Annotated in this window: 22 protein-coding genes; 5 read left to right on the forward strand and 17 right to left on the reverse strand. The window is 62.6% G+C overall.

Features of this window, described 5'->3' with window-relative positions; genetic code table 11:
• Positions 1–16: 16 nt before the first annotated feature.
• The 17 genes from ACLH0J_RS09360 to fliE form a co-directional block, all read right to left on the reverse strand.
• Positions 17–1,174, reverse strand: coding sequence for a hypothetical protein (locus tag ACLH0J_RS09360; protein ID WP_411391741.1), 1,158 nt, complete (start codon positions 1,172–1,174; stop codon positions 17–19).
• A complete protein-coding gene (locus ACLH0J_RS09365) occupies positions 1,167–4,709 on the reverse strand; it encodes a toxin VasX (RefSeq protein WP_411391742.1) in 3,543 nt (1,180 codons plus the stop codon). The genes ACLH0J_RS09360 and ACLH0J_RS09365 overlap by 8 nt, the downstream gene beginning before the upstream one ends.
• Positions 4,706–5,605, reverse strand: a complete 900-nt coding sequence (locus ACLH0J_RS09370) for a DUF4123 domain-containing protein (RefSeq protein WP_411391743.1) — start codon at positions 5,603–5,605, stop codon at positions 4,706–4,708. Before ACLH0J_RS09370 ends, ACLH0J_RS09365 begins: the two co-directional genes overlap by 4 nt.
• Positions 5,598–7,634, reverse strand: a complete 2,037-nt coding sequence (locus ACLH0J_RS09375) for a type VI secretion system tip protein VgrG (RefSeq protein WP_411391744.1) — start codon at positions 7,632–7,634, stop codon at positions 5,598–5,600. Before ACLH0J_RS09375 ends, ACLH0J_RS09370 begins: the two co-directional genes overlap by 8 nt.
• Positions 7,635–8,111: 477 nt before the next feature.
• Entirely contained in the window at positions 8,112–8,804 is a 693-nt protein-coding gene (locus ACLH0J_RS09380) for an RNA polymerase sigma factor FliA (protein WP_411391745.1), read from the reverse strand.
• Between the two features lie 39 nt (positions 8,805–8,843).
• Positions 8,844–9,293: a hypothetical protein gene (locus ACLH0J_RS09385; RefSeq protein ID WP_411391746.1), complete on the reverse strand. Its 450-nt coding sequence runs from the start codon at positions 9,291–9,293 to the stop codon at positions 8,844–8,846.
• 50 nt (positions 9,294–9,343) lie between these two features.
• Entirely contained in the window at positions 9,344–11,128 is a 1,785-nt protein-coding gene (locus ACLH0J_RS09390; protein ID WP_411391747.1) for a flagellar biosynthesis protein FlhF, read from the reverse strand.
• Positions 11,125–13,221, reverse strand: coding sequence for a flagellar biosynthesis protein FlhA (flhA, locus tag ACLH0J_RS09395; RefSeq protein WP_411391748.1), 2,097 nt, complete (start codon positions 13,219–13,221; stop codon positions 11,125–11,127). Before flhA ends, ACLH0J_RS09390 begins: the two co-directional genes overlap by 4 nt.
• Positions 13,218–14,387 carry a flagellar biosynthesis protein FlhB gene (gene flhB, locus ACLH0J_RS09400; protein WP_411391749.1) on the reverse strand — a complete coding sequence of 390 codons (1,170 nt, stop codon included), beginning with the start codon at positions 14,385–14,387 and terminating at the stop codon, positions 13,218–13,220. Before flhB ends, flhA begins: the two co-directional genes overlap by 4 nt.
• A gap of 102 nt (positions 14,388–14,489) precedes the next feature.
• Positions 14,490–15,344 carry a flagellar motor protein MotB gene (motB, locus tag ACLH0J_RS09405; protein WP_411391750.1) on the reverse strand — a complete coding sequence of 285 codons (855 nt, stop codon included), beginning with the start codon at positions 15,342–15,344 and terminating at the stop codon, positions 14,490–14,492.
• A gap of 2 nt (positions 15,345–15,346) precedes the next feature.
• Complete coding sequence (motA, locus tag ACLH0J_RS09410) at positions 15,347–16,219, reverse strand: flagellar motor stator protein MotA (RefSeq protein WP_411391751.1); 873 nt, start codon at positions 16,217–16,219, stop codon at positions 15,347–15,349.
• 208 nt (positions 16,220–16,427) lie between these two features.
• Positions 16,428–16,994: a flagellar transcriptional regulator FlhC gene (gene flhC, locus ACLH0J_RS09415; RefSeq protein WP_411391752.1), complete on the reverse strand. Its 567-nt coding sequence runs from the start codon at positions 16,992–16,994 to the stop codon at positions 16,428–16,430.
• A 3-nt stretch (positions 16,995–16,997) separates the two neighbouring features.
• On the reverse strand, positions 16,998–17,333 hold the full coding sequence (gene flhD, locus ACLH0J_RS09420) for a flagellar transcriptional regulator FlhD (protein WP_411391753.1): 336 nt from the start codon (positions 17,331–17,333) through the stop codon (positions 16,998–17,000).
• 331 nt (positions 17,334–17,664) lie between these two features.
• Positions 17,665–18,036: a flagellar protein FliT gene (gene fliT / locus ACLH0J_RS09425; RefSeq protein ID WP_411391754.1), complete on the reverse strand. Its 372-nt coding sequence runs from the start codon at positions 18,034–18,036 to the stop codon at positions 17,665–17,667.
• Positions 18,037–18,038: 2 nt separating this feature from the next.
• The gene (fliS, locus tag ACLH0J_RS09430) at positions 18,039–18,440 is read right to left on the reverse strand and encodes a flagellar export chaperone FliS (protein WP_010567382.1); all 402 of its coding nucleotides are present in this window, start codon (positions 18,438–18,440) and stop codon (positions 18,039–18,041) included.
• A 24-nt stretch (positions 18,441–18,464) separates the two neighbouring features.
• Complete coding sequence (gene fliD, locus ACLH0J_RS09435; protein WP_411391755.1) at positions 18,465–19,871, reverse strand: flagellar filament capping protein FliD; 1,407 nt, start codon at positions 19,869–19,871, stop codon at positions 18,465–18,467.
• A gap of 98 nt (positions 19,872–19,969) precedes the next feature.
• Positions 19,970–20,284 carry a flagellar hook-basal body complex protein FliE gene (gene fliE / locus ACLH0J_RS09440; RefSeq protein ID WP_411391756.1) on the reverse strand — a complete coding sequence of 105 codons (315 nt, stop codon included), beginning with the start codon at positions 20,282–20,284 and terminating at the stop codon, positions 19,970–19,972.
• 235 nt (positions 20,285–20,519) lie between these two features.
• Between fliE and fliF the strand changes: the two genes are divergently transcribed.
• From fliF to fliJ, 5 genes are read left to right on the forward strand one after another with little or no spacing between them, the layout of a single operon-like run.
• A complete protein-coding gene (fliF, locus tag ACLH0J_RS09445; protein ID WP_411391757.1) occupies positions 20,520–22,253 on the forward strand; it encodes a flagellar basal-body MS-ring/collar protein FliF in 1,734 nt (577 codons plus the stop codon).
• Positions 22,246–23,244 carry a flagellar motor switch protein FliG gene (fliG, locus tag ACLH0J_RS09450; RefSeq protein ID WP_411391758.1) on the forward strand — a complete coding sequence of 333 codons (999 nt, stop codon included), beginning with the start codon at positions 22,246–22,248 and terminating at the stop codon, positions 23,242–23,244. The genes fliF and fliG overlap by 8 nt, the downstream gene beginning before the upstream one ends.
• Complete coding sequence (locus ACLH0J_RS09455) at positions 23,237–23,911, forward strand: flagellar assembly protein FliH (RefSeq protein ID WP_411391759.1); 675 nt, start codon at positions 23,237–23,239, stop codon at positions 23,909–23,911. The genes fliG and ACLH0J_RS09455 overlap by 8 nt, the downstream gene beginning before the upstream one ends.
• Complete coding sequence (fliI, locus tag ACLH0J_RS09460) at positions 23,908–25,275, forward strand: flagellar protein export ATPase FliI (RefSeq protein ID WP_411391760.1); 1,368 nt, start codon at positions 23,908–23,910, stop codon at positions 25,273–25,275. The genes ACLH0J_RS09455 and fliI overlap by 4 nt, the downstream gene beginning before the upstream one ends.
• A 19-nt stretch (positions 25,276–25,294) precedes the next feature.
• Positions 25,295–25,765: a flagellar export protein FliJ gene (fliJ, locus tag ACLH0J_RS09465; RefSeq protein ID WP_411391761.1), complete on the forward strand. Its 471-nt coding sequence runs from the start codon at positions 25,295–25,297 to the stop codon at positions 25,763–25,765.
• Positions 25,766–25,773: the final 8 nt, after the last annotated feature.

Genomic DNA, 25,773 nt, shown 5'->3' on the forward strand with positions numbered 1-25,773 from the left:
GAAATCAACTCCAGCATCATTTACGCCACCGCTTGAACGTGCGTTCAGAGCCACCCACCGGCTCATGTTCGCGTCGGTAAACCTCGGCAAAAATGTCGGTGATCGAGCGCTGCGGTCTGCGTTGCTTGAGTTCTTTGACGCGCTGTCCCAACCGAGTCAACGCCTCACTGGGCTTGGCCCACTGCTCCTCAGGAATCGCCTCCGACCAGGCTCGCATGGCATCCGGCAATTTTTTGCGACCGACCTTGGCGATGCGTTTGACTTCCCATTCGACGAGGCGGTTGGGCAAGGTCCAGAAGGTCATGACGTGGTAGAGGTACCAGAAAAACCCATACACCCAGCCGACTTCCTTTTCGCGAATCCGCCGGTGCAGACGGGCGCGGGCGTTGCGGAAGGTGTGCAGGCCTTCATGGGGCGGATCGTTTGGGCCTTGCAGGTCCAGCGGGTCCTGGATGCTTTTGAGGTCGTGGACTTCGTATTCCATGTAGGCGCGCACGGCTTCCCAGTGGGCAATCGCCAGCGGCATCCCGGCGCACATGAACTCAACGCGGACCAGTTCCCCTTCGTGATAAAAGCCCATGCCCATGCCGTACTGGCGAGTCACGCCATACTGTGAGCCGCCTTGCGCCTGGACGACCCAGGCGCAGAGGGATTCCCAGGGGACGAACAGGGGGGCTTGTGCGCCCTGGGGCATGAAGCAGACTTCGCGGCGTTGGCGGTTGAAGCGGGTGGGGATGACTTCTGTGTATAGGCTGTGGGCTTTGAGCCATGCTGCGAGGCAGACGCCCATGCCGCATAAATACGTCCAGATGGCATTTTCATAACCCGCTAGAAAGATACCTTGCATCGCGTCCCACATATCAGCCCGGTCATCGCCGAGGCTTAAAACCATAAGTGCGCCGATCATCGGAAAACAGACGAGCATCAAGAACACAGTGGTAAAAGGTCCCCCCAATGTCATCTGCCATGAAAATACTTGGGGCTTACCGCCGCCAAAGTCCAAGTACGTGTCATTGAGATCGCTCACGTAGGGGCTGTAGGGCGATGCCTCTGTCGGCAGCGGTAGCGGTGCCAGGTACGTCGTGTAGCCAGAAGCAAACGATTCGATGTCTCCGGCTCGGTATACCTTCATTGCCGCCGGATCGGTCGAGGGGGTATCAATGGGTTTAGTCATGCGAAATCAACTCCAGCATCAGGGGCTCTATCTGCAGCAGCGGCGCGTTGGGGAGAAGGGGTTCCTGATCAACTGGCGGGAAGGCGCCGCTACCCCTTGGCTCAAAGCGGAGAGAGTACGTTCGCTGATGCGGCTGCCCGTTGGCGTTGGGGCTTTGAATGACCACCACCAGCATCAGCTCTTCGCGGGACCTGTTTGGTATCGGTTCATCGGGCACGGGGTAGCCGATGCAGAGAATTATCTGATGGCTATCGACGCGACGTAGCCGGGTCTCGACGGCCTCGCTGAGTATTTCCCAGCGTTCGTGGGGTAGCCCTCTTTCCTTGCGAATCGTGTTGATGCGGTACGCAGCGATGCTTAACTGATGGCTGGGCCTGCCGCCCATCGGTGGCGTAAATGCGCCGATATCCAGCCCGGGCAACAGCAAATGCATATCGCCGACCTTGGCTTCCAGCAGCAGGTTTTTCCACCAGGTGTCGTGTTCGACAGGGCCGACCTGCACGGAGGGTGCCTGCATGATCGTGATCAAGGTGTTTTGGTATTCAGCCAGGCTCAAGGATTTGCGTTTGCTCGCATCCCGTCCCCACGGTGTGCTTTGTAGCCATTGGTCATGGGCGCTGGTGTTGTAGTGGTTGTAGAGATAGTTGCCGCCCAACTCCAACGCCGTAAACAGCGCGCCAGCCAGGTTTACACGGAAAAAAACGCTTGAGAGCCGCGCACCGGCGGCGGCCCATGCGGCGGTTCTGGCGGCTCCTTGTTCGGCCATAAATACGGCGTAGCCTGCGGAGGCAGTACTGTTCAGACCATACAGATTGCTCGTCAGCAAACCGCTTGAACCGGCCATAGACATGATCGCCCCAGCTTGAGCCCCATCGTTTCCGCTGCGGACGGCTTGCTCCCAACGGCTTTGATAACTATTGAGACTGAAGCTGGCAGAGGATGCCCCTAATAGATATGTCATCACTCCCAAACCGATGTGCAACTTGCCCATCTGCACATAGACATAGTCGATAGCGTGATTCTGCAGCCCTTTGGCCAACACTGAGATGCGAGCGCTCAGCGCCGTATCGAATACCCCTTGCGCCGCTGCAAAACCGGCTGCGCCCGTAGCCATCAAAGCACTTGCAAAAGGTCGCCAAGTTTGTGAGGTATTACTTGTCGCTGAACTCTCTATCACCACTTGCCAAAGATTCAACGCCTGCACCACAAACACCAACAACGCCGCCCCATCCCCCACCAGATTCGGTATCGGCGCGGCCTTTACACCCTGCCGAAAGCTCCCCATCAACTCCGCTATTTCCTGCCGGCCCGCCGGCGCAAAGACCACCGTTATCCCCGCCCGCGCGGGCGTGGCCCCGAAAAACTGGACATGGTTGTCCGGCAAGTCGCCAATCGGGCTGAGTGCGTTGGCCAGGCGCGCTTCGGCGATGCCCAGTCGATAGCGGGTGTTCGCGATTTCAACCTGAAGCTCTCGCGCTCTGGGCGATTTGTGGCCCGCTGTCTGTTTTGACCAGACCCGTTCGCGCTTGAGCCTTTGCAGATAGTCCTGTTCTCTGAACCAGTCCCGGAGTTCGCGCCGGAGTGAGTCCTTCTCGTCCGCCGATGCAAAGGTAAAGGTCACGCCCTCGTGCTTCGCCGCGTCCAGAATGCGCATCAGCAAGGCCTTGGGCAAGCGACTGAAGAGCTGATCGAGCGTCGGCATCGGCTGGCCCTTGAACACCTGATCAAAGTCCGCCAGGGCTTTTTCCAGGCCGCGATTGAGCGCCGGGGTCATGGTCTGTTGGGTGGCGTCGGCAACCGCGCGGGTGTCGTCCGGGAGCCTGTCGAGGGCCGGTAACCGGTTGTTCTCGAGGTCCTGAAGTTTTTTCAAAAGCTCGGGCATGTTGTTGAACAGCGTCATGCCCGCCGCCGGCACGAATGCATACTGCGCCCACAGCGTGGTCTGTTCGCTGTAGGGCAGCGTGTAAAACAGGGGGCGGCTGAATTGCGGCTCTTTCTCCAGGTACGTGAGCACCCGCTCGCAGGCTTCGTCGCTTCGGCAAATGTCCTTCAGGCAGGCGTATTCGGTCGTAAAACCCTGGCCGATCTGTCTGTCATCCTGGGGGTCGTAGTACCACGCGCTTTTATGGAAAAGTCCGGCGCAAAACAGCGTCGTGCGATCCGCCGTGATGTGGTCGAGCAGGGTGTGCCAACGCTTGAGCGATTGGCGGTGAGCGAGCAGTGCGTTGTCCATCGCCTCACGGTCGATCAGGTCATTGATGCCGCGTTGGCCCATCTTTGCGCCATTGAGGGCCTCCTTGATGCGGCGGTCCTGCTCTTTACCAAGCTTGATCAGGGCCTCGAAATGTTCCTCGACGAAGTCCTGGGGCGACGTCTTGAAGTGTTCCCGGGTGTAATAGCGCCGATCCGTGTCTTCGATGTCGTGAGTCGCGGCGGCGTAGTCTGCAGAGGCGCCCTGGTAACGGACCATGTACAGCGCGTCTTCCAGGGCCTCCTTGTGCAAGCGCGCCAGTTCTCGCGGCACGGGACTGCCCTTCGGCGGTGTAGGCAATCCGCCTTTGTTGAGGTAGTCGACCAGAGCCTGGCGCGTCGTACCTTGCTGCGGCGCCGGCATGGCCTCCAGGTCGCCGAGCATGCGCTTGATGGCTGGGTGGTTACTCGCATCGGCCAGTCCGCCGATATCCGCCTGGGTCAATTGGGTCAGCGATTCGATATAGCAGGCCAGCAGGTAGTCACGTTCGTTGCCGCGTGCTTGCGATCCGCCGTTGGCCCACGCGTCGATCCACTCGGCGACCTGATCCTGGTAGTTGGCGAGGTCGCGCAGCACGCCAATATCATCCTTCACCAGCACATACATGACGTCATAGTGGTACCCCGCCTCGACGCAATTGCTGAGGTGGCGCATCGAAATTTCACGAAAACGTGCAGGCATTTCCCACGCATACGGGGTGTGTTCATTGTCGGAATCGGCGTCGTCATCGCCGCTGGAGGCGACCTCGGCCAACCAGCGTTCGGCCTGGTAGGGCGTCAATAAACCGGGCCCGCCGGTTTCACAATCGGCCTGGCCCAGATCGACGGCCTGCATGAAGTAGTCGCGCTCGGATGGGCTGTTGAGGACCTGGCGGCACTTTTTTGCGGTCCACGGTATTTCGGAGTAGCAGACATACAGCTCAGCGCGCGCGGGATAGATCAACACCGGCTTGTTGATGGGCGTTTCGCGCCGATCACTGTGGACGTCCGTGCCCTGCCAGAGCATCGCGCTGACCACGCCATCGAGGACGCGGTATTCCGAGAGTTCGCCCTTTTGCGCGTCGATCACATAGAGCCAACCATTGCGCAGCAGACGAATGCCGAGCGGGCGGGTGGCGAGTGGGTAAGGGACGGGAATTTCAGCCGAAGGGTCCAGGGCTGGGTCATCGACCAGGCCATAGCTCAGAGGCACCAACTGCATCGTACTTTTCATCAGCGGGCAGGTGGCCATGGAGCTTTTGGCGTCATCGCGGCTTGCATTGACGTGGTTGGGGTTTTTTTTCATAGCGGGTTCCTTGGCAAGTGTTCAGCCCTTGCACTGGCGATACTGGCGACCTCTTCGAGTCGCTGCGTGGGTGTCTGCTGCGATGGGGTTTTCAGTTGGGCATCCAAATCTGGATGCGCCTCCAGTGCTCGTTCCCCGAGGAACCCGTGGATGTTGGCGTAGAGCGTGATGTCCAACTCGGTGTTGAACCCACGATCGTAGGCAGCCGATGCAAGCGCATGCAGATGTTCCCAGCGCTGCGACGGGGTCGTATGAGCCTGATAGTGTGGAAAGTGTTCGTGCAGGTGCCGGTCGATGCGCATGACGGCATGGCGAAAACTCACTGCATCCAAAAGACCGAGTTGCTCATCGTTCAATCGATAGCGTTTGTTGTGATTGGCCTTTGGTGCATCGCCCGGGCGCAGGTTCAGGTGCCAGCATCCCAGCGCCGCATCAGCGGTGACGACGTGGGTGCAAGGCCCGAACAAGGTCGGGTCCTTGATGCTGTGGGCCTGCCCGAGCAGGGCGTGGATGACGGCGGGATCGGCGAGGCGCAACAACACTTCTACACCTTGCGGGTGCCATACGCTGGTGAGCCAACGCCAGTGCGCGACCAGGTCACCCCACGGGTGGTCGCTGAAGACCAGATGACCCCATTCCTGACCAGAGGCGCTCAGGAAGTGGGTCAGGACCGGATCGTTCGGCGTTTTTATCTGCACCAGGCAGGGGGAAATATCGAGGACTCCAGCCCAGCGAGTGCCAAGGTACAGCGGCTCGAACACCGGACTTTGCGTCCATTGGTATAGGCGCTGTGGCAGTTTTTCGACACTCACGCCATCCAGCAGCAAACCAACGGTGCCATTCCACGGCAAATGTTGCGGCAGCCCATTTTCCAGCGTCCATTCGGAATTAAGCATTGCCGGCCTCCTGTTTGGCTTTTTCGCAGATCGCGCAAAACGGTTTCCTGCGCATCAACGCTTGTCGCAGTGCCGGCAACAACAGCTGGCCGGCCTTATCCGCATCCGCCGCCTTCAACAGCCCCGGCAACAACGGCGCTGCCCCCGTGCCATTGCCAGGGCTGCCCCCGGAATTCAGATTCGTCGCCGGCCCGCTGATCCACACGCCGCTGGGGTCGATCTTGATAAAACTCCCGCCGGCCTTGAGCGTCAGTTCCATACCGGCTTCCAGCACGGCCTTCAGCCCGCTGCTCAGGTGAATCTCCTGGCCTGCCTCGACGAATAGCCCCGTGCCGATCTTGATGTGCTGATTCAGCGCCACTGTGAGGTGGTCATCCGCCCGTGCTTGGACCTTGCGGTCGGCGTGGACGGTGTGGTGCTCCTCGGCCTTGAATTCGCTGTAGGCGTTCTTCTCGACCGTGTCGTGGCGTTCGTTGCCGACGCGGATTTTCTGGTCGTGTTCGATGTTTTCATCCCAGTCGCGCTGGGCATGCAGGAAGATTTGTTCCTGGCCTTTTTTGTCTTCGATGCGCAGTTCGTTGAAGCCACTGCCACCCGGCGAGCTGAGGGTTTTGAATACGGTGCGGGTTTTATTCGCGGGCAGCGGATACGGCGCAGGGTGTTCCTTGTGGTACAGGCAGCCGCTGATCAGCGGTTGGTCGGGGTCGCCTTCGAGGAAGGTCACCAGCACTTCCATGCCGACGCGGGGGATAGCGATGCCGCCGTAGCGGGCGCCGGCCCAGGCGGACGAGACGCGCAGCCAGCAGCTGCTGTGGTCGTCGCCCTGGCCTTCGCGGTCCCAGTGGAATTGCACTTTGACGCGGCCGTATTCGTCGCAGTGGATCTCTTCGCCTTGGGGACCGGTGACCACGGCGGTTTGGCTGCCGAGGATGCGCGGTTTGGGATGTTTCAGCGGCGGGCGGTAGAACGCGTCCCACGGGGTGGCGAGAAAACGGTTGCGGTAGCCCTGGTGGAAATCGTCATCGGGGGTGTCGCTGGTGATCGACTCTTCCAGGACCTGCGGCTGTTTGCCTTCGTGGATGACTTCGGTGAGCAACCACAGGTCATTCCAGCGGGCCTTGGGGTGGTGGCTCAGGGGTAGGAAATGGCCGCTGAGCAGCAGCGGTTGATCGCTTGTGCCTTCGGCGAGCCGGTAGTCGCTGCGGTGGCGTTCGAGGGCGCGCTTGGCCAGGTGCCTGCCGCGTTGGCTGTCGTGGAAACGGCCGGGGTAGTCGTAGTCTTCGAGGTCGGGTAGGGCGTCGCTGCGCTCGTCGCCTTCGAGGCTGACGCGCGGGATTTCAAAGTGGTAGTCGCGGCGGGTGGTGCGGCTGGTGCGGGTTTCCAGGCGCAAACCGAAGTGCTTGATGACCGGTTCGCTGGCGACCAGGCCGGAGTCTTGCTGGTAGGCCACGGGGGTGAGCCTGGGGAACACCGTCTGGTCGTCGCCGAACACGACTTTGTGGGCCGTGGCGCTGTGCTGGAAGTGGTAGTGAATCCCTTCTTCTTCGCACAGACGCTGGATGAACTGCAGGTCGGATTCGTCGTATTGAACGCAGTAATCGCGTGTGGGATACGTCGTCCCCAGGTGAAAGGTGTAGGCATTGCTCTGGATGCCATGTGCTTCGAGAACCTGGGCAATGATGCTGGGCACCGTGAGGTTCTGGAAGATGCGCTGGTTGAAGCGGTGCGCGAGGTACGCCAGTTGCGGGCGCAGGGTCATCGAATAACGGCTCAGACGCTTGCCGGCGTCGCCCTGGGCCACGCGATAAACCTGGCCATGAATGCCGCGGCCGTCCGGTGCGAGCTGCAAAAAAGCCGGCTTGTGCAGCAGGCTCTCGAGGTCGAGCGACGAGTGTTCACTGACCAGTTCAAGGTCGAACGCGAACGGTTGGCTGATGGCTTCGCGTCCCGTCAGGGAAAGGACTAGAAGCTCGTATTTGAGCCCCTTGAGGGCGAGGCTGAAGTGGCTCTGGTTGGCTGGTGCGAACATCCCTTTTTTCCTTCTGTCATGCCGCGAATTTGCTTGAAAAATGAAGGTGTCCAGGGGGCGAAATGCCCCGTTGGGGGGCGACTTAGATTCAAACGGTGTGCCAAAAAAATAATTGCCATACAGATCAGTGGCTTAGTGGCTAAAAGGCAGGCGGGGCGGCTTTTTTGGACGGAAAAAGGGGAAAAAGTGCGCAAGAAGTTGCACAGTGCTGTGCAACTTCTTGCGCACTTGGCTGCAGCCCTTGTGAATAAAGGGCTGTAGGGGATTTAGGGGTGGGGTTTCAGCTTTTTACTGTGCAACTTTTTGCCATGTGGGTGGGGCGCAGAGGAGGGGGTTTAGGTTGGGCAAATGTGTAGAAAACTGCGTATCGCATTTGTGGGGTTTGGGGCTGCTTTGCAGCCCGCCGCGGGGCACGCCTGCTCGCCACAAAGAGCTCGTTCACCACAACAGGCCTGGCAACCATCACCATTCCACCCGCTATTCCTGCATGCTGGCCCGCAGCCGGGCGATCGCCTGGGCGTGCAGTTGGCACACCCGTGACTCGCTCACTTCCAGCACCACACCGATCTCGCGCAGGTTGAGTTTTTCGTGGTGACACAGTGCAAGCAGCAGGCGTTCCCGGGGGGGCAGGGCGTCGATGGCGCGGGTGAGGTTGACGCGGTTGCGGTCGTTGATCAGTTCGGCGAATGGCGTCTGCAGTCGCGAGTTGCTGCCTTCGCTGTGTTCTTCATCCACGTCGTCAAAGGGCAGCATCTGGCTGCCGTTGGTGTCGTCGAGCACCTTCTGGTACTGCTCCAGGGTCAGGCCCATGGCCGAGGCCACTTCGCGCTCGCGTGCCGGTCGCCCGAGGTTCTGCTCCACGCGGTGCATGGCGTCTTCCACCGCCCGCGCGTTACGGCGCACGCTGCGGGGCACCCAGTCGCGGGTGCGCAGTTCGTCGATCATCGCCCCGCGAATACGCTGTGACGCGAAGGTGGCGAAGGTGGCGCCGACGCTCAAGTCGTAGCGTGTCATGGCGTCGAGCAGGCCGATGCTGCCGGCTTGAATCAGATCGTCCAGTTCAATATTGGAGGGCAACCGCGTCTTCAACCCCAGCGCTTGGCGCCGGACCATGGGTAGGTACTGCTGGAGCACTTCCTGCTGGTTTATCTTGCCCTGTGCCGTATACATCGTGCGCGCCTGCGAAAGACAAAAAAATCCACGGGATTATTACCGTTGGCCCTGGCCGCTTAAGCGCGGAACAGCTATGTGCCTGATGACATGTTCCCGGCTTAGCGCACATCCACTGTGGGGGTTGGCGGTGGCGATCTCGTCGATCAACAGCAAGCGCATCCCCAGGTAGCGCTGCGCCGCTTCACGCAAATTGTCGAGCAGACCCTTGCGGGAAAACCCGATGTGCATCGCCAATACCTGCGCCGGGCCACCCTGTTCGCGTAACCGGCTCAAGGTGTTGAACGTGCGGCTGAAGGCATCCAGGTCGTCGTCGACCCACACGGCCCAGCGCGCGGGCAGGTCGTGCTGATAGTTATCCACCGCCTGCACGCGCCAGCGCGCCGGATCGCCGACCCAGCGCTGGCCTTGGCGATGCCAGCGCGCCAGGGTCTGGTGCGACAGGGCGGCCTCCTTCGCGGAACCGAACAGGATCAAAGTGCGATCCACCTGGCGCTGCCTGGCCCACTGGCGCAGCCCCGCCGCCTGGTCGTGCGCGTTCAGAGGCTGTTCATCACGGCAGACACGTACAGCAAGCCGTCGAGGATTTCGCGGGCATGGCCCCTGGGTTTTTTCGGCAACAGCCCGAGCAATTGGGCGCGGGCCTGGAACGCCCAGTCGTCGTTGGCATGGGTCAGGCGCACGGCGGTGCTGGCGAGGCCGCTGGCCAGGGACTGGCGCAATTCGGCGGGCAGGTGTGGATGGAGGTCGAGTAACCGCGCCGCACCGTGTGCGGTCAGGCTGACGAGTTCTTCGTGTTTCAACGCCTGCACCAGCGCGGCGGCCTGTTCATCCAGACCCTGTTGATCGTCGGCCAGCCAGTAGCGTTGCCCGAGGTGTTGGCCGCTGTGGCTGTCTTGCACGGTGCCGAACCAGGCGCGCCGCAGGGCACCTTTGGGCCCCACGGGCAGATGGCGCAGGGTCAGCCGCGCGGGGTGGTTGCGGTAGCGCAGCTCGCGAATGCCAAAGGCTTCGCCGCGTCCGGCCAGGTTGCCCAGGCGTTGTCGCTCACCGTCATGCACCACCCGCAGGCCGCCCTTGGTCGTGGTGATCGCCGCCGGCGCGCCTGCTGTTGGCTCGCTCAGGCAGGCGTCTTGTTGCAGCGCGATCAATGAGGCGAAGCCGTCGATGTGCACGGCCAGGCTGTCGCATAACGCCAACAGGGCCTTGCGCTGCCCCAACAGTCCGCGCACCAGCGCGTCCAGGTGTTGGCCCGTCGATGTCGCGGGTGCCGACGCAAACCGCGACGGGCGCGAAACGTCCAGCGCCTGCTGCAAAAAATCCGACGCGCCGGGCAACTGCAAGTCTTCCGGTACCCGCTGGCCTGCCGACAGGTAGTTCAGGCGCAAACCGTGGCGGATCAGGGTGTCCAGCACCGGCCCAAGCCGCGCGGCTTCGTCGCACTTGCTGACGATGCAATCGTCCAGGCGGCAGCCGGCAGTGTGCGCAGCCTCGCGGTAGGTGTGCAGCACGTCGTCGAGGGTGTCGCCATGGCTGGCGGCGTTGAGCAGCAGCATCAGGCGCACCGCGCGGCCACTGTTGCCCAGTTGTTGGATGTGCGTGACCAGGCGGCGGTCGCGCTGGCTGGTGCCGACGGTGTCGATGATCACCAGGCGCTTGTCGGCCAGCCTGCCCAGCAGCGGGCCGAGGGGCGCATCCGGCGCCAGGGCGTGCAGCTCGACGCCGAGCAATTGCGCGTAGATCTTCAGTTGTTCGTGGGCGCCGATCCGAAAGCTGTCGGTGGTCACCAACGCCACGTCGCCCGGGCCATGACGCATCACATAACGGGCGGCGAGTTTCGCGGTGGTGGTGGTCTTGCCCACGCCGGTGGGGCCGACCAGGGCGATCACCGTGGGGGCGTTGAACAGCTCGGCTTCATCGGCCAGTTGGTTCAAGTGGCTGTCGATGCGTTGCGCCAACCAGGCCTTGAGCCGGGCCGGTGTGGCGTCGGGCGACTGCGGTGGGTTGGAGCCCAGTAACTGCGCGCTGAGGCTGGCGCTGAAGCCGGCGTCGAGCAGCCATTTGAGCAGGGCCGAGGGCTGCGCTCGGGTGTGGATCAACTGGCGCATGTCCTCGATTTCACCGAGCAGGCGTTCGCTCAGCGCGGTGAGGTCCGGCGTGGGTGGCTCCGGTGCGGGTGGAGGTGGGGCGTCGGCCTGGGCCATGATTTCCACGCCGGCGTCGGTCATGCGGCTGGAGAGAATCAACGCGTCCTCGCCCAGGGCAAACCGCACCTGGTTCATGGCGTCGCGGCTGTTGGCGCCGATAAAACGTTGCGCGCTCACTTGGGTTTGCCTCCGATCACGTTAGTCATGCGCAGGGTGCGGTCGTCGGGGATTTCGCTGAGGGCGATCACCGTCAGTTGGCGCAGGCGTCGACGCAGGAAGCGCGACAGCACCGGGCGCAGCTTGTTGGGCACCACCAGCACCGGTGGCTCGGTGCTGTTTTCCTGGCGTTTGAGGGTCAGGGTGGTCTGTTGCATCAGGTTGTCCGCCAGGCTGGGTTCCAGCGCGCCGCCGTTGCCCACCGCCTGCATCAAGACTTGTTCGAGGTTGAAGTCCAGGCCGATCACCTTCAGTTCGGTCTTGTTGCCGAACAACTGGTTGACGATCGAACGCCCCAGGGCCACGCGCACCACCGCCGTCAGTTCCTGCACATCCGGCGGTTGCTGCACGCCACCGTGTTCGGCCAGGGCATCGAGGATGGTGCGCATGTCGCGGATCGAGACGTTTTCTTCCAGCAGGTTCTGCAGCACGCGCTGCAACACCGTCAGCGACACCAGCTTGGGCACCACTTCGTCGACCAGGCCTTTGCTGTCGGGGCCGAGCTTGTCCAACAGCTTCTGCACTTCGCCACGGCCGAGCATGTCCTTGGCGTGCTGGTGCAGCAGGTGGTTGAGGTGGGTGGCGGTCACGGTGCTGGCGTCGACCACGGTGTAGCCATAGATCTGCCCGTGTTCGCGCAGGTTGGGCTCGATCCAGATCGCCGGCAGCCCGAACGCCGGGTCCACCGCCGCAGTGCCTTCCAATTCATGGGTGACCTTGCCGGGGTTGATCGCCAGCCACTTGCCGGGGAACACCTCGCCACGCCCGATTTCCACGCCCTTGAGGCTGATGATGTAGGTGTTGGCGGCCAGTTCCAGCTTGTCGCGCACGTGCACCACCGGCGGCAGGAAACCCATGTCCTGGGCGAATTTCTTGCGCAGGCTTTTGATGCGGGTGATCAGCTCGCCTTGCTGGCGCGCATCCACCAGTTGGATCAAGCGATGGCCGACGCGCAGGCTCAGGGTGTCGACCAACTGCACGTCGTCCCAGGATGCTTCGCTGCTTTGCGCGGCCGACTTGGGCAGCAAGGTCTGCGCGGGCGAGCCTTCCGGGGCCAGCTCTTCCTGTTTGGAAAACCACCAGCCCAACCCGGCCAGCAGCCCGGTGAGGAGCAGAAACACCAGGTTCGGCATGCCCGGCACCAGCCCGAGCAGGCCCATCACGCCGGCGGTCATCATCAGCACTCTGGGGCGGCTGAACAGTTGGCCCATCATTTGTTGGCCCACGTCCTGTTCGGTGTTGACCCGCGACACGGTGACGCCGGCGGCAATCGAAATCACCAGGCCGGGAATCTGCGCGACCAGGCCGTCGCCGATGGTCAGCATGGTGTAGGTGTGGGCCGCGTCGGAGAAGGCCATGCCGTGTTGCAGGATGCCGATGGCCAGGCCACCGATAATGCACACGCCCATGATCACCAGCCCGGCCACGGCGTCCCCGCGCACGAACTTGCTGGCACCGTCCATGGAGCCGAAGAAGTCGGCTTCCTGGGCCACTTCCTTGCGCCGCTGGCGGGCTTGGGGTTCGCCGATCAGGCCGGCGTTGAGGTCGGCGTCGATCGCCATTTGCTTGCCGGGCATCGAGTCGAGGGTGAAGCGCGCGCCGACTTCGGCGATACGCCCGGCGCCCTTGGTGATCACCATGAAGTTGATGGTCACCAGGATCAGGAACAGCGCCAGGCCCACGGCAAAGTTGCCGCCCACCAGGAATTCACCGAAGGCTTCGATCACCTTGCCGGCGGCGTCGGGGCCGGTGTGGCCCTCCATCAGAATCACCCGCGTGGACGCCACGTTCAGCGACAGGCGCAGCAAGGTGGTGAACAGCAGCACCGAGGGGAACGCCGAGAAATCCAGGGGCTTTTCCGTGAGCATGCTGACCATCAGCACCATGATCGCCAGGGCGATATTGAAGGTGAACAGCAGGTCGAGGATGAACGTGGGCAGCGGCAGGATCATCATCGACAGGATCAGCACGATCAGCACCGGGCCGGTCATGATCTTCAGGTCGGTGGTGGCCAGCCAGGAGTCGGGGCCGAATAGATCGGTCATGCCTTTCATGGGGTCGGATCATCCTCAGGTGTCGGGTTACGCGGGCCACGCTGGTCCATGCCTGGCGGTACAGTCAGGTTCACCGGGGTCGGCGGCAGGTCGCCGCCGTGTTCGCTGACACGCTTGAGGCGAATGGCCCAGGCCACCACTTCAGCGACCACGGTGTACAGCTCGATGGGAATTTCACGGTCCAGGTCGACGTGGAAATACAGGGCCCGCGCCAGCGGCGGGGCTTCGAGCATCGGCAGGTGATGCTCGGCGGCGATCTCGCGAATGCGCAGCGCCACGTCATCGGCGCCCTTGGCGACCACGCGGGGTGCGCCGTTCTTTTCTTTCTGGTAGGCCAGGGCCACCGCAAAGTGGCTGGGGTTGGTGACGATCACGTCGGCCTTGGGCACCTTGCTCATCATGCGGCGCCGCGCGCGGGCTTGTTGCACCTGGCGAATCCTGGCTTTGATATGCGGGTCGCCATCGGCGTTCTTGTGTTCCTGGCGTTGCTCTTCCTTGGACATGCGCAGGTTCTTGGCGTAGGTCCATAGCTGATAGGGCACGTCCATGCCCACCACGATGATCAGCGCCGCGACACACATCGCGCAGGCGCTGGCGGTCAGGCCCAGCATGGCGGCCAGCGCCTTGGGCGCGGGCATGTGCGGCAGGTTGAGCAACTGTGCGATATGGCTGCGCACAAAGCAGTAGGTCACGATGCCGATCAGGCTGGCTTTGGCGATGGCCTTGGCCAACTCCACCAGCACCTGCACCGAAAACAAACGCGCCAGCCCGCTCATGGGGTTGACCCTGGAAAACTGTGGGCGCACCGCCTTCAGGGTGATCACCAGCCCGCCCAGCAGGGCCGGCGCGGCGAGGGCGGCGAAGGTCATCAGCGCAAAGAACGGCGCCACGGCCAGCAGCGCGGTCTGGCTCAAGGTCCACAACGTGCTGAGCAGGCGTGCGGTATCGAATAGCTGCGCGCGGTCGAACAGCAGCGCCTGTTCCATCACCTGGCCAAGGTCGTCGTACAGGCCGCCGCCCATCAGCCACAGCCCGCCGATGCCGGCGAGCAGCATGACGAAGGTGTTCATTTCGCGGGAACGTGCGACCTGGCCCTCTTCGCGGGCCTTTTCGATCCGTCGCGGCGTCGCCGCTTCGGTCTTGTCCTCTCTGCTGGTCTCGGCCATGGCTCTCCGGGCGCCTGCGGTGAGCCGCGCGACCTGTCAAAGCCGGTATTGTGCGCAGCCGCCCGCGCCACCGATCCCACGAACAGCCGGCACAATCGCGCGTTAATGGGCGGATGGTTCCAGTGGTCCGTATTCGTCCTGGGACAAGATGCGTTCGGCCACGCGGTTGTCGAGCACGATGATTTCGATGCGTCGGTTGGCGGCGTCATAGGGGCCGGCGCCGTGGAAGCGGATGCGGTCGGCCATGCCGGACACTCGCAGCAGCTTGTCGGAGTCCAGGCCGCCGGCCACCAGCTCCTGGCGCGAGGCCTTGGCGCGGTCGGCGGACAGGTCCCAGTTGTTGTAGCCGGTGTCGCCGCCGGGGTAGGGGTGGCTGTCGGTGTGCCCGCTGATCTGGATGCGGTTGGGCAGTTCGTTGAGCACCGGGGCGAAGGTCCTGAGCAGCTTGCGCAGGTACGGCGCGACGTTGGCGCTGCCCAGCTCGAACATCGGGCGTTTGTCGGTATCCAGCAGTTGTACGCGCAGGCCTTCGGGGCTCAGCTCGATTGCGATCTGCTGCTTGAGTTCGCGCAGTTGCGGGTCATGATCCACGGCGTTGTCGAGGCGCTGCTTGAGGGCTTCCAGGTGTCGCCGTTCATCCTCGGAGAAGCGCGACGGGCGCGGCGCCTGCAGCGCGCGCTCGCCTTCGGAAAACCGCGCATCGGGGCCGCCGCCGGGGATTGCACTGGTGCTGGACGAGCTGCGATCGCCTTTGCTCATGGCTATCACCAGCGGAGTGCTGAAGTATTCGGCAATCGCTTCCTTGTCTTTGTTGCTGGCGTTGGAGAGCACCCACAGCACCAGGAACAGCGCCATCAGCGCAGTCATGAAGTCGGCGAAAGCGATCTTCCAGGCCCCGCCATGGTGGGCGTGGCGGGCCGCTTTTTTGCGGCGGATGATGATCGGTCGATCGCTCATGCTCAGTCGGCTCCCGGCTGGCTGCCGCCGCCACGCACATAGGTTTCCAGCTCCAGGGCGCCGGGGCGTTCGCTGGTGTGCAGCGCCTTGCGGCCGAACTCCACGGCCAGTTGTGGTGGCAGGCCTTGCACGCTGGCCAGCAGCGTGACGCGGATGCATTGCAGCATCTTGGCGGACTCGGCGGCCTGCCGGTCGATGCGGCTGGCCAGCGGTGCGACCAGACCGTACGCCAGGTAAATGCCCAGAAAGGTGCCGACCAGCGCGTGAGCGATCATCTGGCCCATCAAGTCCGGGCCGACGTCCACCGCGCTCAAGGCTTTGACCACGCCCATCACCGCCGCGACGATGCCGAACGCCGGCAGGGCATCGCTGACTTTATAAAGTGCGTCGGAGGGCAGGTGGGATTCGTGCTCGAAGCCTTCGATCTCGTGCAGCATCAGCTCGTCGAGTTCATGGGCCTGCATGACGCTGCTGATCAGCAGGCGCAGGTAATCGGTGATGAACAGGATGATCAGCGGGTCGGCCAGCAGTCGTGGGTAGCGCGCGAAAATCGGGCTTTGCGCGGGCTCTTCGATATCCCGCTCCAGGGCCATCATGCCTTCGCGGCGGGCCTTGCTCAGCAAGGCGTAGAGCATGGCCATCAGCTCCAGGTACAAGGTTTTGTCGTACTTGGCGCTGCGCTTGAAACGCGAGACGGCGGTGAGTGTGGCCCGAATGGCCTTGCCGTTGTTGGCCGCGATGAACGCACCGACGCCGGCGCCGGCAATCATCAACAACTCGGTGGGTTGGTACAGCGGGCCCAGGGCTCCACCGGACAGGACGAAGCCACCGAACACCGATAACAGTACAACGATAAGCCCGGATACGATGAGCACGTGGTCGTTCCTTAGATTCAAGCAATGGGTGACCTGCTGAATATCGGCAACGGCGAGGGGCGAATTGAGAAACTTTTTTGGCGGATGACGATGGCTGTAGGCGCGAGCTTGCTTGCGAAGATCGTTAACGATGACGCAGCGCTATCTGGAGGGCCGCATCGTCTATGGGGTCTTCGCAGGCAAGCTCGCTCCTGCAGGAGCGGGCGTTTTACACCTTGCGTATCGGCGGCAAGCTGGTCAGCAGTTGTGCGTCGATATCACGGCGCTTCAAGGTCTTGCCCGCCCGCGACGGCGGCTGGCAAATCCCGCACACATACTGCTGCGCCGGCGCATGGGAGTGGGCGACGAATTCGCCGGAACAGCAGGAACAACGGATCAGCTCAAGCATGTCGCTTTCGAAAAAACGCACCAGGGTCCAGGCCCGGGTCAGGCCCAGCACCAGTTCGCCGTCCTGGTCGCCCACCTGTTCCAGGTACAGGCGATAGGCTTTGACGAAGGCATCAATGCGGTGCCCGCCGATCTCCATCAGGCTGCGATAGATCCCGTAGAACAGCGACGAGTGAATGTTCGGCAGCCATGTCACGAACCAGTCGGTGGAGAAAGGCAGCATGCCTTTGGGGGGAGAGGCGCCGCGTACTTCCTTGTAGAGACGGATCAATCGACCTCGGCTCAGCGACGTTTCCGTTTCCAGCACCTGCAGCCGTGCGCCCAGTTCAATCAGTTCGATTGCCAGTTGCACTTGCTGCATTTCGGTGACCAGGCTTTTGTCTGACATGGATCAGCCTTCCCCGATGCGCAAGTCGCCCGAGCGGTCGGCGGCGGCCATCAGCAGGGCGGAATGGATCTCCACCATGCCCAGTTCGCGCGCGTTGCCCAGCACCTTGGACAGGCGGTCGGTCTCTTCGAACACCGGCCGACAAATCAGTTGGTTGACCCGCGCCAATTGGGTCATTTGCTTGCTGCTGAGCTTGGTCAGCAGGTCGGCCATTTGTTCGCTGAGTTTCAGGCGAAAAATCGCAATCTCGCGGTCTTTGCGCAATAGGTTTTGGGCCAGTAATAAATACGAAAGATTCAGGTCCTGGATATCTTCAAGCTCAGTGTTGGTATTTGGCAACTTTCTACCCCTCCCGTTGGGTACTACAGTTCGGCACACCTAATGGTGCGACCTCTGGCAGACAGTGCTGCAAATCGACAAGTACTAAAGTCAGGCTGTTATAGGTGTACAGCGAGTGCCTGTTTGTATCGTTGTTCGGTTATTCATGCTCCCGACCATCCGCTAGCTGGTCGTGAATACCGATTCTTTTAATTTTTTCTAAAGTATCAAGTAAGTCGTACGATAACAGACTGAGGAATGTTATTTCTTGTCTGTTTTTAGTGTTTTTAACGTACATCAAGGATAGTTTCACACTTACGTGTCGCGGGTAGATACAGCGTGTAAGTGCTTGTTATTTCTTTCGATACAAATAGTGGCTTATTGGTATCACTTGCTCGGACGACGCACGGTAGGCTGTGTTCAAATTGCTCTTCTTGCGGTTGATCTGCATCAACTCGCCCAAGTCATTCTGGCGCGCATGCAAAAAATAATTTACTTGCTCTTCGAGGGCCAGGATCTGACTGAGTAGTTCAAGCTTGTATTGTTGGCCATTGGCATCAAGATCAACTTGATCTTGTGCGCGGCGCAAGTAAGCCGCGTCGATCAGTCCCTGGGACTTCAATGCGAAGATGCCATCCCAATCCGCTTTTTTGGCGTACTCGAGCAGGCGTTGGGACTGTTCCAGCAGTTGTTCGTAAGCGGCGATCAGTTGTGCTTGCATCATGTCTACCGCTCTTCCTCGATGTGCGAACCGATGGCGCGCCAGGCGGCGGCAACATTTTCCAGCAATGCCGCCGCCGTGGTCAGTGCGTCGTCGTCATTGTTCAGGTTCGCGCGCAGCAGCACGCGCACCACGTAGTCGTAGAGTTGGTCCAGTTGCACAGCGATTTCCCCCCCTTGTTCAAGGTCCAGCGAGGCACGTAAACCCTGGCTGACGATGTTGATTGCCTTGGTGATGGCCTGGCCTTTTTCGGCGATGTGGCCGGCCTGCAGATGCAGGCGCGCGATACGGATCGAGGCCTGGTAGCTGTCGAACAGCATTACGATTCTTTGGTGCGGTGAGGCCGCCAAAATGCCGCTTTCCACGCCCACCTTGGCGTAGGCATTCGCGTCTCGAAGGGAACTCATCAGGGGTTGCTCCAGGTGGTGTCGTCAATCGCTGCTGTTAAGTGCGTCGAACTGGGTGGTCAGGTAATCAGACGTGGAGTTGAGCGACGAGATCAAGGTGTCGAGCTGGGTGAATTCATCGGTCCAGCGCGCCATCTCGGAGTCGATCAGCGCCTGCTTTTCGGTGTAGCGCTCTTCCAGTTGTTCCAGTTTGGAGGCCAGGCTGTCGGTTTTGGCAACGATCAAACCGCTGTCTTCGTCCAGGTAGGTGTCGAGGTCGTCGGTGATCTGGCCGATGAAACCGGATTCGCCGTCGGTGCCGATAAAAAACTGTGACACGTCGTCGATGTTGTCGGTGATGGCGCTGGTCAGGGTGTCTTCGTCAATCTCCAGGGTGCCGTCGACTTCCAGGGAAATGCCCAACTGCGACAGGTAACTGAAGGTCCCGCTGCCGATGGCGGTGTACAGGTCGCTGCTCAACTCCGTGCTGATGCGGCGGGTGGTCGAGTCGCCCAGCAACTCGCCGGCAGTGTCGGTATCCGCGTCGTAGGCGGTGAGGGTGTCGACGCTGGAAACGTAACTGTTGTAGGCGGTGACGAACGCGGAGATGGCGTCGTAGATCGTGTCGGTGTCCTGGGAAATCGTCAGGGTCTGCGAGCTGCCGGCGGCGGACAGGCTCAGGGTGACGCCTTGCAGGGCGTCTTCCACGGTGTTGCTTTGGCTGGTGATCGAGATGCCGTTGAGGGTCAGCTTGGCGTCCTGCGCCTCGACGGTCTGGGTCATGTTGCCGCTGCTGCCGTCATAGCCGAACAGGCTGGAAGCCGTATCGGTGCTGTCGTCGCCGGTATAGGTCACGGTCATAGCCGACTCGGTGCCGGTGCTGTCGGAGGTCAGCACCAGGCGATATGGCGTGTCGCTGCCATCGCTGACGATCGAGGCGGTCACGCCGGCGCCGGAGGCGTTGATGGCGGTGCGAATGCCTTCGAGGGTGTTGTTGGTGCTGTCGAGGGTGATCGTCACCGCGTCCGCCGTGCCCACTTGCAGGCTCAGGGTGCCGGTGCCCAGGGCCGTGGTTTTGCTGGCGACGCCGTCGGTGGTCAGGCTTTGGGCCTGGGCCAGTTGGGTCACTTGCAGGGTGTAGGTACCGGCGCTGGCTGTGCTGGTGGTGGCGGCCGTGACACCGGTGCCGGACAGGCTGGTGCTCAGCGACGTGTACAGGCTTGAGTCGGCCAGGGCTTCTGCCGCCGTCTGCAGGCTGGTCAGGGCGCTGGTCAGCGTGCCGTAGGCAGTGATTTCGGCATTGACCGACGTTTCCTGGTTGGTGATGGGCGTCAGCAGGCTGGCTTCCTTGGATTCCTCCAGGCTGGTCAGGATGCTGTCCAGGTCCAGGCCGGAGCCGACCCCAAGGGAGGTGATGGTTGCAGTCGAGCTGGTCGAAGTCGTGGTTGCCATGTGAATGCCTGTCCTAGTTTGTGTTCACACTCGATGGGGTGCGGTTGAACCCAGCATCGGCAAACGGCTGACCCGTCTTTAGGCATGCCTCGATTTTTTTACACCTGCATGGCCATCACGTCTTTGTAGGCGCTCAGCAAGCGATTGCGCACCTGCACGCCCATCTGGAACGCCACGCTGGCTTTTTGCGAATCGGCCATCACATCGCTCAGCGACACCGCCTCGCTGCCGGCCTGGAAGGCGTTGGACTGGCGGGTGGCGGTCTGTTGCAACTGGTTGATGCGCTGCAGCGACGATTGCAACTCGCCGGCAAACCCCGTGGTGGGGGCGATGCGTTGCAGGCTCGTGCCTTCGGCCTGTTCGGCCAGCAGCGACAGTTGTTGCAGGGCGTTGGTCAGTGCGGAGGCATTCATGCGGCAGGTTCCATGGGCAGCGATCAGGCCAGCAGATTAGCAAGCCCGCTGGCCGGCACATTCGCCCAAATGAGCACAAAAGCGGTGGCTTTTCCGGGGTTTAGCTTTTGGCATTTTCGCCAGAATGAAGTCCTGCCAGCCATCCCTCTCTGCTAGGGGAGGCTGATCGACCACTACTGTTACCGGACTCTGCAATGTCTTTCGTACAGGCCCTACCCTCGCTATCGAGGTGTTCGTGAGTACCGCAGTCCTGGCCAAAGGCGCGCAAAAAAATCTGGCGATCCGTACGCCGACCAAGCCGTTGGAGGCGCTGACCACGCTGTTTCGCAACCAGCCCCTGGTGCCGTTGTTGCTGGCGGCCGCCGCTGCCGTGGCGGTGGTGGTGGCGTTGCTGCTGTGGGCGCGCGAGCCGGAATACCGCGTGCTGTTTTCCGGGCTCGGCGAAGCCGATGGCGGGCAAATCATCAGCGAGCTGGACAAGCGCGCCATTCCCTATCGCCTGAGTGAAGGCGGCAACACCATCCTGGTGCCCGGCGACAAGATGAACGCCCTGCGCCTGCAACTGGCCGAGCAAGGCTTGCCCAAGGGCGGCAGTGTCGGTTTCGAGCTGCTGGACAAGCAGGCCTTCGGCGTCAGCCAGTTTGCCGAACACCTCAATTACCAGCGCGGCCTGGAAGGCGAACTGGCGCGGACCATCGAGTCCCTGGGGCCGGTGGCCAAGGCGCGGGTGCATCTGGTGATGGCCAAGCAATCGGTATTCGTGCGCGACCGTGAAGCCGCGCGCGCCTCGGTGGTGCTGACCCTGCAACCCGGCCGCGAGCTGGGGCAAAGCCAGGCCAGCGCGATCGTGCACCTGGTCACCTCCAGCGTGCCGGAACTGAGCGTCGACGCGGTCACCGTGGTTGACCAGAACGGGCGCCTGCTGTCCCAGGTCCGTGGCGATGCCAATGGCCCGGACGGCACCCAGCTCGACTATGTGCATGAGATCGAGCGCTCCTATCAGCGCCGCATCGAAGACATCCTCACGCCGTTGCTCGGCAGCCAGAACGTGCATGCCCAAGTGGTCGCCCAGGTGGATTTTTCCTCCCGCGAAAGCACCGCCGAACGCTACGCGCCGAACCAGGACAGCAACGAGGCGGCGGTGCGCAGCAAACAGACCTCCGAGCATGTGGTGGACGGCGATGACGCCGGTCGCGGCGTGCCGGGCGCGCTGACCAACGCGCCGCCCAACACCCCGGCGCCGACCAAAGCCACCGCCCCGACCCCGGCCGGCGGGACGGCTGCCGCCGCCACGGCCAGCGATGCCAAGGCCAACAAGCCCGCCAGCACCACCCAAAGCGAGCGGATGATCAACTACGAGGTCGACCGCAACGTCGAGCACGTCAAGTCGAGCCTGGGCACGATCCAGCGCCTGACCACCGCCGTGGTCGTCAACTACCGCACCGTGCTCAAGGACGGCACGCCGACCACCGAGCCGCTGAGCAAGGAAGAGTTGGACAACATCAACAACCTGGTGCGCCAGGCCATGGGCTTTACCGAAAGCCGTGGCGATGCGCTGCAGGTGATCAACAGCCCGTTCGTGACCGAAGACACGTCGGTGGCCGAGCAGCCCTGGTGGAAAACCCCCGAGGCCTACAACCTGCTGACCAGCGGCTTGCGTTATCTGCTGGTGGCCTTCGCCGCGCTGCTGTTGTGGTGGCTGGTGCTGCGCCCGATGCAGCGCCGCAACGCCAACCATCAGGCGCAGATGCTCGCCCTCAGCGCCGCCGAGTCGGGCGCCGCGTTGCTGCCGACCGGCACCGGCACCGGCACCAGCGTCGTCGTCGCCGGCCAGGAGAGCCTGCCGCACACCCTGCCGCGCAAATCGGCGTTGTATGAGCAGAACCTGCAGAGCCTGCAACAGATCGCCGCCGAAGACCCGCGGCTGGTCGCCATGATCGTGCGCGGATGGATGAAGAAAAATGACTAACAAAATGACCGGCTCGCGCCGCAGTGCGATCTTGCTGCTGTCCCTGGACGCCGACAGCGCGGCGGAAGTGTTCAAGTTCCTGCCCAGCAGCGATGTGGAAACCATCAGCATGGAAATGGCGCGCTTGAGCCAGGTGTCCCATGACGAAATGCGCCAGGTGCTCGAAGAGTTCATGGACGAGAGCGACCAGTACGCCGCCATCAACATCCAGACCAGCGACCATATTCGCGCGGTGCTCACCAAGGCCCTGGGCAGCGAGCGCGCCGCCAGCCTGATCGACGACATCCTCGAAAACACCAATACCGGTTCCGGCATCGACAAGCTGAACCTGATGGAAGCCTCGATGGTCGCCGAGATGATCCGCGACGAACACCCGCAGATCATCGCCACCATCCTGGTGCACCTGGAGCGCCACCAGGCCTCCGACATCCTGCAATTGCTGCCCGACCGCCTGCGCAACGACATCATCCTGCGGATCGCCACCTTCAGCGGCGTACAGCCGGTGGCGTTGCAGGAACTGACCGAAGTGCTTGGCACCATGCTCGACGGCCAAAGCCTCAAGCGCAGCAAAATGGGCGGCGTGCGCACGGCGGCGGAGATCCTCAACCTGATGAGCTCGACCCACGAAGAACTGGCCATCGGCACCGTGCGCGAGCACAGCGAGGACCTGGCGCAGAAGATCCTCGACGAGATGTTCCTGTTCGAAAACCTGATCGACGTCGACGACCGCGGCATCCAGACCCTGCTGCAACAGGTCGAGCAGAATTCCCTGGCCATCGCCCTCAAAGGCTCGCCGCCGGCATTGCTCGAACGCTTCCTGCACAACATGTCCCAGCGTGCCGGGCAGTTGTTCCGGGAAGACATGGAGGCACGCGGGCCGATCCGCATGTCGCAGATCGAAACCGAACAGAAGGCCATCCTCGCCGTGGTGCGGCGCTTGTCCGACAGCGGCGACATCGTGACCGCGCGCGGCAATGACACCTATGTCTGACTGGCAACCCTGGCAGATGGACCCGCTGGCCAGCCCGGCGACGTCCACCGACGACCCGCACAGCAGCCATCGCGAACGCCTGCGCAAGCAAGCCTTCCAGCACAAGTTGGACATGCAGGTGCTGCGCGAAAAGACCCTCGCCGAAGCCCGGCAGACCGGGCATGCCCAAGGCGTGGAGCAAGGTTATGCCCAGGGTCTGGAGGAAGGACGCCAGGCCGCCGCGGTGGAGTTGCAGCAACAGGTGGTGCGCACCCTGCAACCGCTGCTGGAGTTGTGCCGCAACTTCGACGAAGCCCTCAAGTCGATGGATGTGCAGATCGCCAGCCAATTGGTGCGCATTGCCCTGGAAGCCGCGCGGCAGTTGGCCGGCGAGGCGCTGACCGCGCAGCCTGAACAGGTGCTGGTGCTGATCAGCCGCCTGCTCGACAGCGACCTGGAACTCACCGGCAAACCCAAACTGTGGCTCAACCCGGAGGATTTGCAGCGCGTGCAGGACAGCCTCGGCGCGCAGATCGACGCGGCGGGGTGGGCCTTGCACGCCGACCCCGCGATGTTGCCGGGCGGTTGCCGTGTGGTCAGCGCCGGCGGCGAGCTGGATGCCACGCGGCCTTCGCGCCTGGACCTACTTCAGCGCAACGTCGAGCGCGCCCTGGATGAGTTGCCATGAACGTCCATCTCGCGCGCTGGAGCCAGCGCTTGGCGATATTGCAGGGCGCGCCGTTGCAGGTCGCGCCACACTTGCGCAGCGGGCGCATTACCCGCGCCACCGGCATGGTGCTGGAGGCGGTCGGCCTGCGCCTGCCGCTGGGCGGTGCCTGCCGCATTGAACTCACCGCTTTCGAGGGCGTGTACGCCGAGGCCGAAGTGGTCGGCTTTGCCGGCGACACCCTGTACCTGATGCCCCTGGCGGAAATCCACGGCCTGCAACCGGGGGCGCGGGTGTTCGCCGCCGAGGACGGCCAGACCGGTGCCGGCGGCAATCGCCGTTTTCCCCTTGGCATGGCGTTGCTCGGCCGTGTGCTCGATAGCGGCGGCCAACCTCTGGACGGTCGCGGCCCGCTGCTGGGCGCCCATCACGCCGGCTTGCACACTCAGCCGCTCAACCCGCTCAAGCGCGCGCCCATCGACCGCCAGATCGACGTGGGCATCCGCGCCATCAATGCCTTGCTGTGTGTCGGACGCGGCCAGCGCCTGGGCCTGTTTGCCGGCTCCGGCGTGGGCAAGTCGGTGCTGCTGGGCATGATGGCGCGCTACACCCAGGCCGATGTGATCGTGGTGGGGTTGATCGGCGAGCGGGGTCGCGAGGTGCAGGATTTTATCGACAACATCCTCGGTGAAGAGGGCCTGCGCCGCTCCGTGGTGGTCGCCGCGCCGGCCGACACATCGCCGCTGCAACGCTTGCAGGGCGCGCTGTACGCCACACGGGTGGCTGAAGATTTTCGCGACCAGGGCAAAGACGTGCTGCTGATCATGGATTCCCTGACGCGCTATGCCATGGCCCAGCGCGAAATCGCCCTGGCCGTGGGCGAACCGCCGGCCACCAAAGGCTACCCGCCGTCGGTGTTCGCCAAGCTGCCAAAACTGGTGGAACGCACCGGCAACGGGCCGCCCGGTGGCGGTTCGATCACCGCGTTCTACACCGTGCTCAGCGAAGGCGACGACCAGCAGGACCCGATTGCCGACTCGGCGCGGGCGATTCTGGACGGGCATATCGTGCTGTCCCGGCACCTGGCCGAAAGCGGGCACTACCCGGCCATTGATATCGAAGCGTCGATCAGCCGCGCGATGACCGCCATCGCCAGCGACGCCCAGCAACGCAAAGCCAATCAACTCAAGCAAACGCTGTCGCGCTACCAACGCAACCGCGACCTGATCAGCGTGGGCGCCTACACCCAGGGCCACGATGCGCAACTGGACCGCGCGGTGGGCTTGTACCCGCATATCGAGCGGTTCCTGCAGCAGCGCATCGACGACCGCGCCAGCGTCGAGGAGACCCTGCACGGCCTCAACCTGTTGTTTCCCGGCAACTGACTTTTTCGAGTGACCACCGATGGCTGACGACTCGCTGCACCTGCTGATCGAACTGACCGCCAAGGCCCGCGACGTCGCGGCCCGCGCCCTGGCGCAAAGCCGCGCCGCCGAACAACAGGTGATCAACCAGTTGCGCGCCCTGGACCAGTACCAGCAGGAGTACCGCCAGAACCTGCAATTGGAGCTGGCCAAGGACGGCATGAGCCCCTCGGCCTTGACCAATTACCGCGGCTTTTTGCAGTCGTTGGAAGACGCCGTGGAGCGCGCGCAAAAGAGCCTGGAGCGACACCGCAAACAGGTGGCGCACCACCAGCTCGCGTGGATGGCGCAGTGGCGCAAGGTCAGCGCGATCGAGGCTTTGTTGAGCCGTCGCGCCGAGCAGGCCCAGGTGCGTGCCGGGCGTATCGAACAGCGTCAAACCGATGAGCTGGCCAGCCAGTTACGGCGGCGGGCGGCGACGTTTCCTTCTTCCATCGATAGCAGCCACTAAGGGACACC

This window comes from Pseudomonas sp. MPB23 (genome assembly GCF_046605395.1).
GTDB lineage: Bacteria > Pseudomonadota > Gammaproteobacteria > Pseudomonadales > Pseudomonadaceae > Aquipseudomonas.